We start from the raw sequence: 17,909 nt of genomic DNA on the forward strand, positions 1-17,909 counted from the left end.
AACCCTTGCAGGGCGATGAAGATCTGACTCCGAACCTGCCCGCGCCCGAGGCGATCCGCCCGGCGGGCTCCTGCGAACCCCACGAGGTTCTTCGGTGTCCCAGCCTTTCCCGACTCAGTCTCACACCCCGCGTACGCCGGCCGTTCCCGCCGACGCGATCACCCGCTCCCTCGTCGCCCGAGGCATCTCGGTCGCGTACGGCATGCGTCCCGTCCTCGACGACCTCGACGTCACCGCCTCCCCCGGCGAACGCCTCGGAGTCGTCGGCGAGAACGGCGTCGGCAAGTCGACCCTCCTCCGTGTTCTCGCCGGATCCCAGGCGCCCGACCACGGCACGGTGACACGGCCCGCGCACATCAGCTATCTCGGTCAGGTCCCCGACCTGCCGCACGACGGCAGCGTCCGAGACGCGATCGACGGCGCCCTGGCCGACTTCCGCCTGCTCGAGCAGCGGATGCGTCAGCTCGAGGCGGCGATGGCCGACGGCGACCACGAAGCGCTGGAGGCGTACGGCGATGTGCTCGAGGAGTACGAGCGGCGCGACGGCTGGTCGGCGGACGCGCGTGCGGCCCGCTCGATCGCCGGACTCGGCCTGGCAGATCTCGCCGAGGACCGTGCTCTCGCCACGTTGTCCGGCGGGCAGCGGTCGAGGCTGGCGCTGGCCCTCGCGCTGGTGATGGCCGCCGACCTCATGCTGCTCGACGAGCCGACCAACCACCTCGACGACGCTGCTGTCGACTTCCTCGAGCGTGCCTTGAAGGAGCAGCACGGCGCGGTCGTCGTGGTCTCCCACGACCGCGCGTTCCTCGACGCCGCGTGCACCGCCGTCCTCGACCTCGACCCGACGCTGCACCTCGCTCCGGACGGCACGCCGTCGACCGGTCCGGCACGCTACACCGGCGACTACACCGCCTACCTCGACGCCAAGGCCGCGGCCCGCGTCCGCTGGGCTCAGGCGCGCGACGCGTGGGACGTGGCGTACGACGAGGCGAAGGCCGTCCTGACCGGTGGGAGCCGCCAGATCGGACACGGCTACCGGGCGCCGCGCGACAACGACAAGTTCATCGGGCACTTCCTCGGTGAGCGGAAGGACGCGGCGGTGTCCCGGCGGGTGCGTGACGCCGAGAACCGCCTCGCCCGCCTGGAGAAGAACGTCGTGCCGCCGCCTCCGGAGCAGCGCGCGTTCGCTGGGCTCGCCACCGGTGCGTCGGCGGACGGCGTGCTGGTCTCGGTGCGCGACGTCGAGGTGCGCGGACGGCTGCGGCTCGAGGCACTCGACGTCACCGCCGACACCCGCCTGCTCGTCGTCGGACCCAACGGCGCCGGCAAGTCCACCCTGCTCGGCGTCCTCGCCGGCGCGATCGAGCCGGACACCGGCGACGTACGCCGCCAGCGCAGGCTGCGGATCGGCTACCTGCCCCAGGAGGACCGGTACGCCGATCCGGCCGCGAGCGCGCTGGCGGTGTACGCGGCCGGCCACGATGACCCGCCCGAGGAGCAGCGGGACGCGCTGCGGCGTACGGGCCTGTTGCACCCGCGTGACCTCGACAAGCCGGTCGGCGACCTCTCCGTCGGGCAGCAGCGCCGGCTCACGCTCGCCCGCGTCGTCAGCGGCCACCCCCAGTTGCTGCTGCTCGACGAGCCGACCAACCACCTGTCGGTCGCGCTCGTGGAGGAGCTGCAGGATGCACTCGCCGTCTCGCGGGTCCCCGTCGTGCTCGTCACCCACGACCGGTGGTGGCGACGCCAGTGGGACGGGGCGACGCTGGCGCTCAGCGCGGCGCGCTGACGCGCTGGCGGGCGAGGGCGACGAGCTCGCGCGGCTCGTCGACCCAGAGGCTGACGGAGTCGACCGACCGCTCGCCTTCCCGCGTCGGCACCGTCATCGGGTCGCGGAGCGTGAGGGTGACGTTGACGCGGCCCGACACCGGGACCGCGGCATCGGTGCCGGTGCCCGACTCGTCGATCTGGATCGTACGGATCGTCGACGGGAGGTCGCGGTCGATCTTCGCGGCGGCCGTGACCGCCGACCACGGCACGAAGACGGCGAACGACGGACCGCTGCGGACGCGGATGCCCTGGTCGGTCACGAGGTGCGGGTAGACGTGCATGCTGGCCAGGAGGCCCACCATCCAGGCGAGTCCCCACACTCCGAGGACGAGCAGCGCCAGGCGGAGGCCCTCCCACGGCAGCAGCACGTGGACGAGCGGGATCTCCGCGGCCGAGGCGAAGATCCACAGGCAGATGACCGGCGACACCAGGCGGGCGTAGCCGTACGGCGTCGCGCCGTCACCATGGTCGGGCCGGCGGGCGACCCAGCGCGCGAGGCTGACGTAGAGAGAGACCTCGAACCGGACCAGCCACCATGCTGAGCGGACGAGTCGTCTCGGTCGCAGGTCAATCATGGCTGGCCTCCTCGATCAGACGGTGCAGGCGGGCGACGACGTGGTCGAGGCCGGTGACGAGGCTCTCGAGGTCGCGCTGCGCAACGTCGCCGAAGAGCTGCTCCGCGAGCGTCACGTGGCCGTCCTGCAGAGCGGCGTACGTCGTCGCGCCCTGGGCGGTCAACGACACGAGGAATGCCCGGCGGTCGTCCGGGTGGGGCTGCCGCTCGACGAATCCGGCCTCCACCAGCGCATCCACGAGCCCGGTCACGTTGCGCGGGCTCACGTCGAGAGCGTCGGCGAGGACGCGCTGCGTCACCGGACCGCGGCGGCCTACCTCCCACAGCAGGTGGGTTCGCGCCGGAGTCAGACCCATGTCTCCGAGCGCGGCGGACATGTCGTCCCCCAGCAGCGTGGTGACCTCGAGGAGCCGGTCGAGCGCGGTGATCGAGAGCGGCGAGTGAGGCATACCGTGATGGTACTTCACTATGTATCCACATCACAATTTCACCGTTGTGGCCGTTAGCCTCAGGCCGTGACCTCCGCCCCGCAGCACGACCGGCCTGGTTCGTACGACCGGGAGGTGTCCGAGATCCCGAACCCGTCAACGGTGGCCGTCCCGGCGATCGTGGAGCGGCTGGCTGACGGCGCTGGGATCACGCCGGTGTGGCGCAACGAGCTCGGTGGGGTGACGTTCCGGCTGGGCACCGAGCGCTTCGTCAAGTGGATGCCGCACGGCAGCGAGGAGATCGACCTTGTGGCCGAGGCCGCGAGGATGCGGTGGGCGAGCCACTGGATCCGTGTCCCGGACGTGCTCGGGCTGGGGTCCGACCAGGAGGCGACCTGGTTGATCACGGCGGCCCTTCCCGGTCTCTCGGCCGTCTCCCCCACGTGGATCGACGCGCCCGAGATCGCGGCGCGCGCGATCGGCGCCGGGCTGCGCCACCTGCACGAGGCGTTGCCCGTCGCGGAGTGCCCGTACGACTGGGGCGTCGCAGCGAGGCTGGCACGGACACCGAACGCGTACCCGGACGAGCTCCGCACTCCGCCGCCCGTCGACCGCCTCGTCGTCTGCCACGGAGACGCGTGCGCACCGAACACCCTCCTCGACGAGCACGGCCAGTTCGTCGCGCACGTCGACCTGGGCTCGCTCGGCACCGCCGACCGGTGGGCCGACCTCGCCGTCGCCGCCTGGAGCATGGACTGGAACTTTGGTCCGGGGTACGACGACCTGGTCTACGCGGCGTACGGGGTGGAGCCGGACGCGGAGCGGATCGCGTACTACCGGCTGCTGTGGGACCACGCCTAACACCGACCCCGCGAGGCAGGCGACGCGAGGCAGGCATGCCCGAACCTGCTTGGCGGCAGCGCCTACGCGGCGACGGTCACGATCTCGGCGTCGGTCTCGAGCCCAGGCCCATGTCGCGCGTGAGCGCCGGCGGCCAGGATGCGGCGGAGGATGCGGAGGCGTTCGTTGGCGAGCTGGCGGCTTGTTCTTCGTTCATCGGGCAACGGGGATCCGCCGGAGAGAGTGAAGGTGGCGACGCCGTCTCCGTTGCGGTGCGCGTGGAGCTTGCCTGCGTGCAGCAGATGGTGGCAGCGGGGGCAGAGCCCGACCAGCGCGTCGAGGTCGGTGAGCCCGATGTCGCGGGCCCACCAGTCGAGGTGGTGCATCTCGAGGGTGGTGTTGTTGCAGCCGGGGTTCGCGCAGTGTCCGCCCTGACGGTGCAGGATTGCGCGCCGCTGCTCGCGGTTGGCGAGCCGCTCGGTGCGGCCGACGTTGAGAACCGCCGCCTGACCCAGATCACCGCTCGTGAACCCGGCGGTCAGGATGCCGGTGACGTCGGAGTCGCACAGGAGCGAGCCCAGCAGCCGGTCGCCGATGACGCCCCAACCGGCGAGGCGGGCCGGTTCCGCCCCAGGCGAACCCTGCAGCCGCTCGAGATCGACGGTGACATGGAGCTGGGGCCGAATGCCTCTGCGCGTCGGTAGGCCGTGGTCGAGGACGGCGTCGAGCAAGGCGTCGAGGCCCGCCAACCGGCGCTCCGACGGCGCACGACGGTCGTCACGGTCAGCGGGAGCGCCGAGGGAGTCGAGCACCGAGCGCAGCTTGGCGCCAGTGAGGATGTCGAGGAAGCCGCTCACCGCGAATCCGTCGCCGACCTTGCTCACCTGGAGGTCGCGCTTGTCCATGCCCGCAATGTAGGACTCTTCGAGGATCTCGGGATGGATGGCCCCGATCCACTCGCGAATCTCCGCCCGCAATGCCGGCGCCTCGTGGGTCCTGGCCACCCCGAGCAGGTAGTCCTCCCCCAGGCCGATGATCTCCTCGCCGCCCTGCTTCAGGCCCGCTGAGAACTCGTACACGTGGGCGAGGCGGATGGCGCCCTCGTGGAGCGCGTGCGCCACGGCGGGGAGTGTCCGCAGCGTGCGCGCCGCGGTCGTCAGCCTCCCCGCCTCCTTGGCAGACAGGCGAAGGTTGCGACGTGCCCAGGCCCGCAGCGTCGGCGCGCCGTCGTCGGCCGGTCCACCGGTCTGCTCGAACGACTCCAAGGCCCGCGCCTTCATCCCGTCGAGCAGGTCCTGCGCCTCCTGGATGCCCCGCAGCAGGCTGGCCTTCTCCGCGTTCGTCGCGAGATCGATCGGCACATCGACCACGGACTGAACCACCCGGCTCAGCTCCTGTGTGAGTTCTCGATCGAACATAGGTACAGTATATACGAACACACGTTCGATTCAAGCCCCTCAGCCCGGAGTATGACGGGATCGCGGGGACACCGTCCCGTGGACCGACGAATCCGCACCGCCGACGTTCCTACCGTTCAGGGCATGACCTCTCCGCTCGTCGCGACCGACCTCGTCCAGACCTACGGCGAGGGTGTGACCGCGACCTACGCCCTCGCGGGAGTCAGCCTCACCGTCGCGCCCGGCGAGTCCGTCGCGATCATGGGCCCGTCCGGATCCGGCAAGACCACGCTGCTGCACTGCCTCGCGGGAGTCCTCCCTCCGACCTCAGGATCGGTCGTGTGGCGCGGTGCGGACCTGGCCACCCTCGGCGACCGCCGCCGTACCGCGCTGCGGCGCACCGACTTCGGCTTCGTCTTCCAGTCCGGCCAGCTCCTCCCCGAGCTGCCCGCGGTCGAGAACGCCGCTCTGCCGCTGATGCTCGCGGGCACGTCCCGTCGGGAGGCGACACGCGTCGCCGCCGCGTGGCTCGCGCACCTCGGCCTCGCGGGGATGGAGGGCCGGCGACCCGGCGAGCTGTCCGGGGGCCAGGCGCAGCGCGTCGCGATCGCTCGAGCGCTGGCCGGCGCACCCGGTGTGGTGTTCGCCGACGAGCCGACCGGTGCGCTGGACCAGGCGACCGGGGCCGACGTCCTCGGCGTGCTCACCTCGGCCGCCCGCTCGACCGGTGCGGCGCTGGTCGTCGTCACGCACGACGAGGCCGTGGCTCGGCACTGCTCGCGAACGGTCACGATGCGCGACGGACGAATCACCGGCACGCACGTCAACCACCCCGCCGCCCACGACGAGGCCACCCGATGAACAGCACGTTCACCCTCTGGGCCATGCTTCGCTCGCGCGGCTCCCGCGGCGGCGACCCGCAGCGCCTCACCGAGGTGCTCGCCGTCATCGCGTTCGCCACCACGACCGCCGTCCTCCTCGTCGTCATCGGAGGTTCCCGTGCCTTCTGGGACCGTGCCGGCGGAGCGGACGGGATCCGCACAGGACTGGAGGCGGCCGAGACGCCGTACGCCGTCCAGTACCCGTTCCTCGCGGGCATCGCCGTCCTTCTGATCCTCGTCCCGCTCGGGACGCTCGGCGCAGCCGCCGCGCGGATGGCGGCGGCGCGGCGCGATGCGAGGCTGGCAGCCTTGCGACTGTGCGGGGCGACGCGCAGCCAGGTCGCAGGGCTGACCGTGCTCGACGCCGCCGCGCAGGCCGCAGTGGGAGCGCTCGTCGGCATCGTCGGGTACGCGGCGCTGGTGCCCGTGGTCGCCCAGGTGCGGTTCCAAGGCCGCACCTTCGACCTCGCGGAGCTCTGGGTCGGCGTCCCCGTCCTGCTCCTCGCGGTCCTGGCCGTCCTCGTCGTCGCCGTGCTGTCGGCCGTCGCGAGCCTGCGCCGCGTGGCGATCACCCCGCTCGGCGTCGCCAACCGCGTGACTCCACCGGGTCTGCGGGCCGTGCGCCTCGTCGCGACCGTGGTCGTCGTCCTCGCCCTCCTGGTCGCGACGCGGATCCCGCTCGGCTCGGTCGGCGTCGTCATCGCGGTCCTCACCGGGCTGCTCCTGGCCGCCTTCGCGACGCTCAACCTCGTCGGACCGTTCGTCATCTGGGTGGTCGGCCGCCTCACCGCCGGCATGGCCCGATCCGTCCCGACCCTGCTCGCCGGGCGCCGCATCGCCGACTCTCCGAAGTCAGCATGGAGGTCCGTCGGCGGAGTCTCCCTGGGCGCGTTCATCGCCGGTCTCACGGCGACCTTCTCCCTCCTCGACCCCAGCGACAGCGGCCGTGCCGACGAGGCAGCCTTCATCGCCGACCTCAAGACCGGAGGCTTCCTCACGCTCGCGATCGCCGGGCTCCTCGCGGCCGTGTCGACCGGAGTGATGCAGGCCGGGCGCGTCATCGAGCAGCGCGACGAGCACCGCGCACTCGTGCTTGCCGGCACCGACCACCGCACGCTCGACCGGGCGCGGATGCGCGAGACGCTGGTGCCGCTCGTCGTCAGTGTCGGCGTCGCGACCGTGACCGTGCTGATGGTGATGGTGCCGGTCGTCGGGCTCCAGCCGGTCGCCCACCCGTCGGTGGTGGTCCAGTACCTGATCTGTGTCGCGGCGGCGTCCGGGCTCGTGCTCGCAGGGGCGGCCACGTCGCGCGGTGTCGCCCGGACCGTGGCGTGAGCGCGGGCGGGCGCACCTCCCCCGGTGGCGGCCGGAGCTCACCCGTACGGGGGAGCTCTCACGCCGCGCCGATCGCGAGGCTCGAGGAGTCCCGTCCTCACGAAGGACAGTCCTCACGAAGGAGACCATCGTGCTCCACGACCTCGGCACCCGCGTCCGCTCCCCGCTCGCGCTCGCCGCCACCGCGTTCCTCGCCGCCGCACTCGGCGTGCTCTGGCTCCTCGACCCCGATACGAACCCGTTCCGGCACTCGGAGGGCCCCGTCTCGCTGCTCGGCCTGCTCCCCGACGCCGCGTCGGCGACGCTGCTGCTCCTGGCCGGGCTTCTCGGCCTCGCCGTGGCCGCGCTCGTCAGGCATCCGACCCGAGCACCCGCCGGGCTGCGGGGTCTCGTCACCGCCGCCGGCGCCGTCACCCTCGCGCTGGCCGTCTTCTGCATGGACACGCAGCTGATCTCCTTCATCGGCTACCTCTGCGCCATGACGATCCCGCTCGTCGCCGCTGCGCTCGTGGTGTCGGCGCTGCGACGCTCGACCGCGGCACGAGCGACCGCTCTCATCGCGGTGGGCCTCGTCGCCTGGTGGGGCATCGCGTCGGGATCGCTGGCACCCGACGCGGTCAGCGAGCTGGTCCGCAACCTCGGCGACGGCTTCGCACGGGTCGGCGCTCGACCGTGGATCCTGGTCGGCTTCGCTCTCGCGACCGTGCAGTGGTTGTCGACCACCCTCGCGCTCGCGGCGCCGTACACCGAGCGTCTCCACCGGCCGTCTGCCCGCATCGACCGCATCGTGACGATCGCGACGGTCGTCGCCGTGCTGGGCCCGATCCCGTACGTCCTCGTCCGTGCGACGTGGCTCCTCCCCAGCGGTCTCTTCACCGGGCCGATCACGCCGGCGGACCTCGATCCGTCGATGCGACTGTGGGGTCTGCTGCTCGGTGCCGCTGCTCTCGGCGGTTCGGTCCTCACCCTCGGGCTCATCCGACCGTGGGGACGGGTCTTCCCTGCGTGGATGCCGTACCTCGGCGGTCGCGCCGTCCCGGTCGCCGCAGCCGCCGTCCCGGGGTTCGCGGTCGCCTTCGTCCTCACCGCGTCCGCTCCCTCGATCGTGCTCCTGTCGTTCGAGCAGGCCGCCGACGGCGACGCCGAGTCGCTGTGGATGCTCCTCCTGCTCCCGTTGTGGGCCTGGGGGCCCGCGCTGGCGGTCGCCGTCTGGGGCTACGTGCGCCGGCGGCGGCTGGAAGCACTGCCCGCTCCGCAGCCGACACCCGCCCCGGGCAGGATGGCTGCATGAGCGCTCGGGCCGAGGCCAGGACGGCGCTGCTCCGTACGGTGTTCCTGCTGATCGGAGCAGCGCTGTTCCTGGCCTTCGCCCTGCTCGGCATCAGTGTCGCGGCGACCGGGCGCGAGGCGGCCAACGTCGCGGTCGCGGTGATCGGCGCGGTGTTGGTGCTCGCCCTGCTGGTGGCGGTCTCGCTGTTCCCCGGGGTGCGCGACACAGAGGTCGCCGCCGCGCGCATCCTCCTCGACCCGCCGGGGGAGCTGGTCGACGAGCCCGTCGACCGCCGCCGGCACCGCTGGCGTACGACGTGGTTCGTCCTCGCCCACGTGCTCGCGGGCGGCCTCGTCGGCACCTCGCTCGTCATCGGCATCCCGCTCGCGTACTCGGAGCTGCCCTGGTACGCCGCCACCGCCGCGCTCGCCGTCCTGCTGGCACTCGTCGTCGTGATCGGCGCGGGGATGGCTCGACTGGCCGTGGTCTGCCTCGGACCGACCGACGCAGACCGGCTCGCCGTCGCCGAGCAGCGCATCGGGCGCGAGGAGGCTCAGCGTGCACTCGCCCGCGACCTCCACGACGGCATCGGTCACGCGCTGAGCGTCATCTCGCTGCAGGCCGTCGGTGGGCGCCAGATGGTCTCGCGAGATCCCGAGCACGCCGCGGAGTCGTTGCGGATCATCGCGGAGACGGCACGGCGGGCGCTCGACGAGCTCGACCACGCGCTCGGCATCCTGCGCGACGAGCCGGGGCCTGCCGAGCGTGCGCCCCTGCAGCGCCTCGGCGACGTCCCGGCGCTGGTCGCCTCGTACGTCGCGGGCGGCGCAGAGGTCCACGCCGACCTGGCCGACCCGACCGGCGTTCCGGACCTCGTCTCGCGCGAGGCCTTCCGGATCACCCAGGAGGGCCTGACCAACGCGTACGAGCACGGCGACGGCTCGGTCATCGACCTCGAGACCCGCGTCGGGGACGACCTGCTCGTCTCGGTGCGCAACGGCGTACCCCCGCACGGACGCGGCGACCGTGCCGAGCGGTCAGCCGGCCGGGGTCTCGCGGGGTTGCGTGAACGCGTCACGCTGCTCGGCGGCGAGCTCGAGGTCCGGCAGGTCGACGCCACCTGGCACCTTGTCGCCCGACTGCCGCTCCCGCCCGGCCAGCACCAGGACCGCCAGCACCAGGACGGCCCGCGGTGAGCACGCCGATCCGTGTCCTCCTCGTCGACGACGAGCCGCTCGTGCGCCGCGGCCTGCGGGCGATCCTCGAGAGCGACGCGGGCATCGAGGTGGTCGGCGAGGCCGCGGACGGTGCTGCGGCGCTGGCGTCGGCGCGCTCGCTGACTCCCGACGTCGTGTGCATGGACGTGCGGATGCCGGGTGTGGACGGCATCCGCGCGACCGAGCTCGTCCTGGCCCTGGAGCCTGCGCCACGGGTGCTCGTCGTGACGACGTTCGAGAGCGACGAGTACGTCTTCGACGCGCTGCGGGTCGGCGCCTCGGGCTTCCTGCTCAAGCGGGCCGACGCCGACCAGGTGGTCGCTGCGGTCCGCGCGGTCGCCGCCGGGGAGAGTCTGCTCTTCCCCGAGTCGGTGCGGCGGATGGCCGTGCGCCACGCGCCCGCCCAGACGACGTACCGCGGTCCGGCGCTGACCCCTCGCGAGACGGAGGTCCTCACGCTCGTCTCTCGCGGCATGTCCAACCCCGAGATCGCCACGGAGCTCGTGCTCGGTGTCGAGACGGTTCGGACCCACGTCGCCAACGTGCTGAGCAAGCTCGGTGCCCGCGACCGGACGCAGGCGGTCGTCGTCGCGTACGAGACCGGGCTCGTCTCGACGGCCCGCTGAAAGGGTTCCGCAAGCAACAGTTGCGCAACACAACCGTTGACACAATCGCGGCCCACTGGAAGATTTCCGGCTGTACGTGCTTTCCCAAGCACGACCTCATCCCGCGGAGGACCAGCATGAGACGACCTGCTGCGATCTTGTTCACCACCGCCCTCGTCGGAGGACTCCTCGGAGTCCTCCCGGCGACCGCGTCACCCCCGAAGGCCCCCACCGACTCACCACCGGTCGACCTCGAGATCTACACCGCGACCGTCGACGCGAAGGGGCTCGACCTCCTCGGCGAGGCGGGCGTCGACCGCGGCCACGACGTCCTCGGTGCCGCAGAGGGCGGCAAGGCGAAGGTCGAGGTCGTGCTGCCGCCCAGCGAGGCCGACAAGCTGCGCGAGAAGGGCGTCGACCTGACGCTCAAGAAGATCGACGGCGTGAAGGCCACCACCCTGTCCGCCCGACAGGCCGCAGCCGGCTACGACGTCTTCACCTCGTACAGCGAGGCCGGCGGGATCCGCGACGACATGGTCGCGACCACCAAGCAGTACCCGAAGCTCACCAAGCTCGTGAAGGCCGGCACGTCCGGCACCGGGCAGGACATCCTGGCGGTCAAGGTCGGCAAGAACGCCGGCAAGACCAAGGACGGCAGCAAGCCCGCCGTCCTGTACGGCGCCGCGCAGCACGCGCGCGAGTGGATCACGCCCGAGATGGTCCAGCGCCTCATGCACCACGTCCTCGACCAGTACGGCAAGGACAAGCGCATCACCAAGATCCTCGACACGACCGAGCTGTGGTTCCTGCCGGTGCAGAACCCGGACGGCTACGACTTCACGTTCGAGGAGGGCAACCGCGAGTGGCGCAAGACGGTGCGCGACAACAACGGTGACGGTCAGGTCACCGTCGGTGACGGCGTCGACATGAACCGCAACTTCCCGTTCAAGTGGGGCTACGACAACGAGGGCAGCTCCCCGCAGCCGTTCAGCGACACCTACCGCGGCCCGGCGCCCGCGTCCGAGCCGGAGACCCGAGCGACGATCGGTCTCGTCGACCGTCTCGGCGCGGAGTTTTTCATCAACTACCACTCGGCCGCCGAGCTCCTGCTCTACGGCACGGGCTGGCAGGTCGACACGCCGACGCCGGACGACGAGATCTACACCGCGCTCGCCGGCAACGACGCCAACTCGGCGATCCCCGGCTACGACCCGGACATCTCCGCCGAGCTCTACACCACCAACGGCGACACCGACGGTCACACGCACGAGGAGCAGGGGACGCTCGCGTTCACGCCGGAGATGGCGACCTGCCAGACGGCCAGCGCGGTCGACCCGGACGACGAGTGGGACCCTGCGGCGTGCACGAGCGTGTTCGCGTTCCCCGACGACGAGGAGCTGGTGCAGGCGGAGTTCGAGAAGAACATCCCGTTCGCGCTGTCCCTCGCCGAGTCGGCCCACGACCCGGACGACCCCCGGTCGGCGGTGGGCATCAAGGTCAAGGACATCCGACCTGACGCCTTCACCACCTCGTACGGCAAGAAGCAGACTGTCGCGGTCACCGCGAAGCGCAAGGTCAAGGGTCTGCTGATGACGACCAGGATCAACGGGCGCCTCCGCAGCATCACCCCGATGAAGGAGTGGAAGGGCGGCGAGAAGTACGGCGGCGAGAACGACAAGTACTACGCCGAGTACCGCGCGCAGGTGAAGGGTCAGAAGCCCGGCGACAAGGTGACGGTCACGTTCACCGGCCTCAACATCAAGCCGTTCCGGGGCTCGCGCGACTCGTTCAGCTACACCGTCGCCGACGACATCGGCGGCGACGTGCTGATCCTCGCGGCGGAGGACTACACCGGGTTGTCACCGGCACAGGGACTCACCGCGCCGAAGCACGCCTCCGCGTACGCCGCGTCGCTGAACGCCGCCGGCTACAGCACCGACGTGTACGACATCGACGCCAACGGCCGCAAGGCACCGCACGACCTCGGCGTCCTGTCGCACTACGACGCCGTCGTCTGGGAGACCGGCGACGACATCATCCCGAGGAACACCGGGCAGGTCGGTGGCACCGCCGCCAAGTGGGCGTACGACACGGAGCTTCGGGTCCGCGACTACCTCAACGCCGGCGGCAAGGTGCTGGTCGCGGGCAAGTACGCGCTGTACGCGCAGGCCGCGGACGGCGACTACTACTACCACCCGGACGAGGAGACGGCCGGCTCGTGCACCACGCCGGAGGAGTACCCGTGCCTGCCGATGGGCAACGACTTCCTCCAGTACTGGCTGGGGTCGTACCAGTACGTCGACGACGGCGGCACGGCCGAGGACGGCACCACGTTCCCGCTGAGCGGTGACGAGGGTGGTCCGTTCGCCGGCTTCGAGGCGCAGCTCGACGACACGCAGGACCACACGGGGGCGTTCGTGTCGACGTCGTCCTTCCTGCCGGTCGACGAGTTCCCGCAGTTCGAGTCGAGTGCACCGCTGTCGTGGCTGCGCGGCTTCGGCGACCCGTACTCGCCGTACACGGGCGACTGGTTCATGAGCGCAGGCTCGGCCGACCAGGCGTACAAGCGGCTGGCGACGACCGTCGACCTCACCGGAGCGACCTCGGGCTCGCTGGACTTCAAGTTCAGTGCCGACGTCGAGGCCGACTGGGACGCGATGTTCGTGGAGGTGCGGCCGGTCGGGACCGACGACTGGACGACGTTGCCGGACACCGGTGGCGAGCCCAACACCACGCAGAGCACCGGTGACAGCTGCGCCTCGGGATGGGTCGCCGAGATCCACCCGCAGCTCGGCCACTACATGAACGCGGCCTGCGAGCCCACCGGCACCACCGGTGAGTGGCACGCATTCAGCGGCAACTCCGCGGGCTGGCAGGACTGGACGGCCGACCTGTCGGCGTACGCCGGTCAGCGGGTCGAGGTCGCGATCGTCTACGCCACCGACTGGGGTACGACCAACCTGGGCGTGTGGATCGACGACGCCAAGGTCACGGTCAACGGGGCGACGGTCAACGAGACGTCGTTCGAGACCGACCTCGGTGCGTGGACGGTGCCGGGTGCGCCGGCCACCTCGCCGGGCAACCCGAACGACTGGGAGCGCGGACAGCAGTCCGTCGACGAGGGCGCTGCGGTCATGACGCCCGACTCGTTGACCTTCGGGTTCGGGCTCGAGGGTCTCGACCCGGCGGCACGACAGGACATCCTGTCGCGCTCGTTGGAGGCGCTCGAGGACTGACGCGCAGACCCCGGCATGAGGATCGTGCAGGATCGGTGCTTCTGTTCGGCACCGATCCTGCACGATCCAGTAACTCTGCGGCTTCGCCCGAAAAGCCAGTTGGCCAGCGTTGCCGCGCCTCGTACGCTTGCCCCGTGCACTACTACTTCTTCATCTGACGGCTGACTCCGCCGCGATCCCTCTGTGGCGCGGCGTCGACGTCTCCCGACCGCCTCTGACGCGGTCCCGTCACTCTTGAGGAAGCGCCTCTCACATGACCCTCCGTACGACTCTGCCTGCGCGCGCCCGCGCCCAGCTCACCGCCGCCGACCTCCACCTCGTACGCGGCAGCCGGACCGTCCTGTCCGGCGTCGACGTCGCCGTCTCTCCTGGGACCCGCCTCGGCGTCGTGGGCGAGAACGGTCGCGGCAAGACCACCCTGCTCCAGGTCCTGTCCGGCACGCTCCAACCCGACTCGGGCACCGTGGCCCGCGTCGGAACCCTCGGGGTGGCCGAGCAGGAGATGCCCTCCGGTGCGGGCCGCACCGTCGGCGACCTCGTCGACCTGGAGCTCGCCGACGCGCACGCCGCGCTTGCCGACCTCGACACCGCCACGCTCGACCTCGTCGCCGGGCGCGCCGGGGCCGACGACGCGTACGCCGCAGCCCTGCACGCCGCCGAGACCCTCGACGCGTGGGACGCCGACCGGCGGGTCGACGTGGCGCTCGCCGCGCTCGGCGCGACCACCGACCGGGAGCGACTCTTGTCGACGCTGTCGGTCGGCCAGCGCTACCGCGTCCGGCTCGCGAGCCTCCTCGGCGCCGACCACGACCTGCTGCTGCTCGACGAGCCGACCAACCACCTGGACGCCGACGGCCTCGCGTACCTCACCGAACGACTTCGTTCGTACGCCGGCGGCGTCGTCCTCGTCAGCCACGACCGCGCGCTGCTGACCGATGTCGTGACCAGCGTCCTCGACCTCGATCCGAGCCAGGACGGGCGCCCGCGGACGTACGGCGGCGGGTACGAGGGCTACCGCGCCGGCCGTCACGCCGAGCGTGAGCGGTGGGTCGCGGCCTACGAGGCCCAGCGCGCCGAGCACGCCCGGCTGACGGCCGACCTTCGGACCGCGCAGGATCGCCTGTCCACCGGTTGGCGGCCCGACAAGGGGACGGGCAAGCACACGCGAGCGACGCGCGCGCCGTCCTTGGTCCGCCAGGTCAACCGACGCCGCGACGCGCTCGATGCCCACGCCATCACCGCGCCGGAGCCGCCGATGGTGCTGCACGTCCCGGAGCTCCCCGTACGCCCGGGCGTGCGGTTGATCCGCGCCGAGCAGGTCGCACGCAGCGGGAGAATGCGGCGAGCGGTCTCGTGCGTGGTCGGGTCCGGCGACCGCCTCGTGCTCACCGGCCCGAACGGGGCCGGCAAGTCGACGCTTCTCCGCATCCTCGCGGGCGACCTGGCGCCGGACAGCGGAGACGTCCGAGTCGCACGCGGAGCCCGGATCGGGTGGCTCCACCAGGAGTCGCCCGAGCCCTCGACGCTGCGCGCGGCCGACGCGTACGCGGAGCACGTCGGCCGTCTGGTGGCCGGCGGTCGCATCGCGGAGTCGGAGTCGGTCACGCTCGCGTCGCTCGGGCTTCTCCCGTCGGCCGACCGCGAACGCCCCGTCGCGGCGCTGTCGACCGGCCAGCAGCGGCGCCTCGACCTCGCGCTGGTGCTGGCCGCACGCCCGCACGTCCTGCTGCTGGACGAGCCGACGAACCACCTGTCCATCACCCTCGTCGACGAGCTGACCGAGGCGCTCGGCGCGACCGGCGCGGCCGTGGTGGTCGCGACGCACGACCGGCAGATGCGACGGGACCTCGCCGGCTGGGACCACCTGAAGCTGTGAGGCCTCGGTGCGCGAGTGCGGCGACGTCTCGGTGTGCTGCCACGCGCAGCGGCGTCGCGGGCCGGCCGAGCACCTGCGTGACGGTGTCGGTGGTCGCCACGTTGCGGCCGTCCATCACCTCGCTGAAGAGCTCGACGAGCCCGTACGCCAGCTCGGCCGGCTCGCCCGCCGCGACCATGCCTTCGACGAACTCCGCGCCCGAGATCGCCTGGAACGCGGACGGCTGGCCGTGCGCCTCGCCGACCACGCCCCAGCCGTCGCCGAACGTCATGGCCTCCGGACCGGTCAGCTCGAGCACCGTTCCCGCGTACACGTCGTCAAGCAGGGCGGCGACCGCGACGTCCGCCACGTCCTCGAGGTCCACGAACGGCTCCGGTACGTCGGCCGGGACGGGGATCGCGAGCTCGCCGCCGAGCGCGTCGAACGCGAAGACACCCTCGGTGAAGTTCTGGGCGAAGAACGAGCAACGGACGACACGTGCACTGGGGACCGCCGTGAGGAGCGCGTCCTCGGACGCTCGCGCACCTGCCTCGCCGCGACCCGACAGCAGGACGACGCGCTCGACCCCGCGGTCGGCGAACCGGCGGGCGAGGTCGGCCACCTGGTCGCTGGCGCCCGGGAAGGCGAGGTCCGGGGCGTACGAGACGTAGGCGGCCGAGGTGCCGTCGAGGGCGGCGTCCCACGTGGCGGGGTCCGACCAGTCGAACGGGACGGACGTCGTACGGCCGACCGACCGGGTCGGGACGCCGAGGGTCTCGAGCCGGGCGGCGACTCGGCGGCCGGACTTGCCGGTCCCGCCGACGACGAGGACGGGCGCGGTGCTGGGGTGCTGCGTGCGGCGGTGCGCGGCGTTGGTCTGAGACATGGTCTTCCTCCTGGGATGGGGCTTGCCTGATGCCTCCATCCCACCGGGTCACGCCGAGACGATCCATGGCTCAGGAGGCCATCTGCATACGTAGGAGTCTCGACTCGGCTACGCTCGGCGCCATGGACATCCTCGGCGGGCTCCTCGACGGGCCACGAGCGGACGGTGCCTTCCTGCTGCGGTCGGTGTTCACGCCGCCGTGGTCGCTCCGCATTCGCGACCTCGCTCCGCTCTCGGTCGTCGTGGTCGCCCAGGGCGCGGCGTGGGTCGTGCCGAGCACGGGCAGGTCGACCCGGCTCGAGCCGGGCGACCTGGTCCTCGTCCGCGGCCCCGACGAGTACACGATCGCCGACCGCCCCGAGACGCCACCGCAGGTCTTCGTCGAGCCCGGCCAGCGGTGCACGGATGCGGCCGGCCGGTCGATGTCGGAGGAGATGATGCTCGGCCTGCGCACGTGGGGCAACGCCGCCGACGGCACGACGATGCTCGTCACCGGGACGTACGAACGCGCGTCCGCCGTGAGCGAGCGCCTCCTCCGCGCTCTCCCTGCCACGGTCGTGCTGCGCAGGGACGAGTGGAGCTCCGACCTGGTCACCCTGCTGTGCGACGAGATGCAGCGCGACGTCCCCGGACAGGAGGTCTTCCTCGACCGGCTGCTCGACCTGGTCGTCCTCGCAGCCGTCCGGACCTGGCTCAGCGACCAGGAGGACGGGGCACCCGGGTGGTACCGCGCCGCCGCCGACCCGGTCGTAGGCCCGGCGCTTCAGGCACTCCACCTCCGCGTCTCCGAGCCGTGGACGGTCGCGTCGCTGGCGACACAGGTCCAGGTGTCACGGGCCGTCCTCGCGCGCCGCTTCACCGCGACGGTCGGCGAGCCGCCGATGTCCTACCTGACCAGCCTGCGTCTCGCACTGGCCGCCGATCTTCTCGAGCGGACGGACCGCACCCTCACCTCGATCGCGCACGCGGTCGGCTACACGACACCGTTCGCGCTGAGCGCGGCGTTCTCCCGCGAACGCGGCGTCAGTCCGACGCAGCACCGGTCACGAACGCAGGTCCCGCGTCCGGCCTGAGCACGATCTCGGCACCCAGCCGCAGGCGCCCGGCGCTCGTCTCCTCGAGGTCGTCGGGCACGTCCTCCCACGCGAACCACCCGACCTCGAGCGACTCGTCGTCAGCGACGTGGGCCCGAGCGGCGGCCACAGCGTCGACCGGGCGGCAGACGAAGCAGAGGTCGAGGTACTGCGAGACGTCCCCGTTCGGATAGCTGATCGGATCGGTGACGCTCACCCCCGCCAGCGCCTCGACGACGACGTCGACACCCGTCTCCTCGCGCACCTCCCGCACGACGCCGACCGCAGGCTCCTCCCCCGGATCGAGGATGCCGCTGATCAGCGCCCACCGGCCCGAGTCGACGCGTCGACCCAGCAGCACGCGCTCGCCGGACTCGTCGAGGACGACTGCCGTCACGCCCGGCAGCCAGAGGAGGTCGTGACCGACGCGAGAGCGGAGCGCGGCGACGTACGGAGGGATCGGCACGCCTCGAGCGTAGGCG

At 71.9% G+C, this 17,909-nt stretch carries 15 protein-coding genes; 10 read left to right on the plus strand and 5 right to left on the minus strand.

Annotation, left to right across the window (positions count from 1 at the left end; all coding sequences use genetic code 11):
• The first annotated feature begins 94 nt into the window (after positions 1-94).
• Positions 95-1,789, plus strand: coding sequence for an ABC-F family ATP-binding cassette domain-containing protein (locus AB3M34_RS21490; protein ID WP_370616900.1), 1,695 nt, complete (start codon positions 95-97; stop codon positions 1,787-1,789).
• Here AB3M34_RS21490 and AB3M34_RS21495 read toward each other — a convergent pair.
• Positions 1,773-2,405 carry a hypothetical protein gene (locus AB3M34_RS21495; protein ID WP_370616901.1) on the minus strand — a complete coding sequence of 211 codons (633 nt, stop codon included), beginning with the start codon at positions 2,403-2,405 and terminating at the stop codon, positions 1,773-1,775. The two genes, AB3M34_RS21490 and AB3M34_RS21495, sit on opposite strands and share 17 nt — an antisense overlap.
• The gene (locus AB3M34_RS21500; RefSeq protein WP_370616902.1) at positions 2,398-2,853 is read right to left on the minus strand and encodes a MarR family winged helix-turn-helix transcriptional regulator; all 456 of its coding nucleotides are present in this window, start codon (positions 2,851-2,853) and stop codon (positions 2,398-2,400) included. The genes AB3M34_RS21495 and AB3M34_RS21500 overlap by 8 nt, the downstream gene beginning before the upstream one ends.
• 66 nt (positions 2,854-2,919) lie before the next feature.
• Between AB3M34_RS21500 and AB3M34_RS21505 the strand changes: the two genes are divergently transcribed.
• Positions 2,920-3,693 carry a phosphotransferase gene (locus tag AB3M34_RS21505; RefSeq protein ID WP_370616903.1) on the plus strand — a complete coding sequence of 258 codons (774 nt, stop codon included), beginning with the start codon at positions 2,920-2,922 and terminating at the stop codon, positions 3,691-3,693.
• A gap of 62 nt (positions 3,694-3,755) precedes the next feature.
• On the opposite strand, the gene AB3M34_RS21510 is transcribed toward AB3M34_RS21505, so the two are convergent.
• Positions 3,756-5,090, minus strand: coding sequence for an HNH endonuclease (locus tag AB3M34_RS21510; protein WP_370616904.1), 1,335 nt, complete (start codon positions 5,088-5,090; stop codon positions 3,756-3,758).
• 123 nt (positions 5,091-5,213) lie between these two features.
• Between AB3M34_RS21510 and AB3M34_RS21515 the strand changes: the two genes are divergently transcribed.
• From AB3M34_RS21515 to AB3M34_RS21545, 7 genes are all read left to right on the plus strand, one after another.
• Positions 5,214-5,930 (plus strand): ABC transporter ATP-binding protein, encoded by a 717-nt coding sequence (locus tag AB3M34_RS21515; RefSeq protein WP_370616905.1) that lies wholly within the window; start codon positions 5,214-5,216, stop codon positions 5,928-5,930.
• On the plus strand, positions 5,927-7,285 hold the full coding sequence (locus tag AB3M34_RS21520) for an FtsX-like permease family protein (protein ID WP_370616906.1): 1,359 nt from the start codon (positions 5,927-5,929) through the stop codon (positions 7,283-7,285). Before AB3M34_RS21515 ends, AB3M34_RS21520 begins: the two co-directional genes overlap by 4 nt.
• A 130-nt stretch (positions 7,286-7,415) precedes the next feature.
• Positions 7,416-8,576 carry a hypothetical protein gene (locus AB3M34_RS21525; protein WP_370616907.1) on the plus strand — a complete coding sequence of 387 codons (1,161 nt, stop codon included), beginning with the start codon at positions 7,416-7,418 and terminating at the stop codon, positions 8,574-8,576.
• A complete protein-coding gene (locus tag AB3M34_RS21530) occupies positions 8,573-9,751 on the plus strand; it encodes a sensor histidine kinase (protein ID WP_370616908.1) in 1,179 nt (392 codons plus the stop codon). Before AB3M34_RS21525 ends, AB3M34_RS21530 begins: the two co-directional genes overlap by 4 nt.
• Positions 9,748-10,398 (plus strand): response regulator transcription factor, encoded by a 651-nt coding sequence (locus AB3M34_RS21535; protein WP_370616909.1) that lies wholly within the window; start codon positions 9,748-9,750, stop codon positions 10,396-10,398. Before AB3M34_RS21530 ends, AB3M34_RS21535 begins: the two co-directional genes overlap by 4 nt.
• A gap of 116 nt (positions 10,399-10,514) precedes the next feature.
• Entirely contained in the window at positions 10,515-13,613 is a 3,099-nt protein-coding gene (locus tag AB3M34_RS21540; protein WP_370616910.1) for a M14 family metallopeptidase, read from the plus strand.
• A 253-nt stretch (positions 13,614-13,866) separates the two neighbouring features.
• Positions 13,867-15,489, plus strand: coding sequence for an ABC-F family ATP-binding cassette domain-containing protein (locus AB3M34_RS21545; RefSeq protein ID WP_370616911.1), 1,623 nt, complete (start codon positions 13,867-13,869; stop codon positions 15,487-15,489).
• Here the strand turns inward: AB3M34_RS21545 and AB3M34_RS21550 are convergent.
• A complete protein-coding gene (locus tag AB3M34_RS21550) occupies positions 15,371-16,354 on the minus strand; it encodes an SDR family oxidoreductase (RefSeq protein ID WP_370616912.1) in 984 nt (327 codons plus the stop codon). The genes AB3M34_RS21545 and AB3M34_RS21550 overlap by 119 nt on opposite strands.
• 122 nt (positions 16,355-16,476) lie before the next feature.
• Between AB3M34_RS21550 and AB3M34_RS21555 the strand changes: the two genes are divergently transcribed.
• Entirely contained in the window at positions 16,477-17,427 is a 951-nt protein-coding gene (locus tag AB3M34_RS21555; protein WP_370616913.1) for an AraC family transcriptional regulator, read from the plus strand.
• Here the strand turns inward: AB3M34_RS21555 and AB3M34_RS21560 are convergent.
• Positions 17,378-17,893 (minus strand): NUDIX hydrolase, encoded by a 516-nt coding sequence (locus tag AB3M34_RS21560; RefSeq protein ID WP_370616914.1) that lies wholly within the window; start codon positions 17,891-17,893, stop codon positions 17,378-17,380. The genes AB3M34_RS21555 and AB3M34_RS21560 overlap by 50 nt on opposite strands.
• Between the last annotated feature and the right edge of the window lie 16 nt (positions 17,894-17,909).

It is taken from the genome of Mumia sp. Pv4-285, assembly GCF_041320275.1.
Lineage (GTDB): Bacteria > Actinomycetota > Actinomycetes > Propionibacteriales > Nocardioidaceae > Mumia > Mumia qirimensis.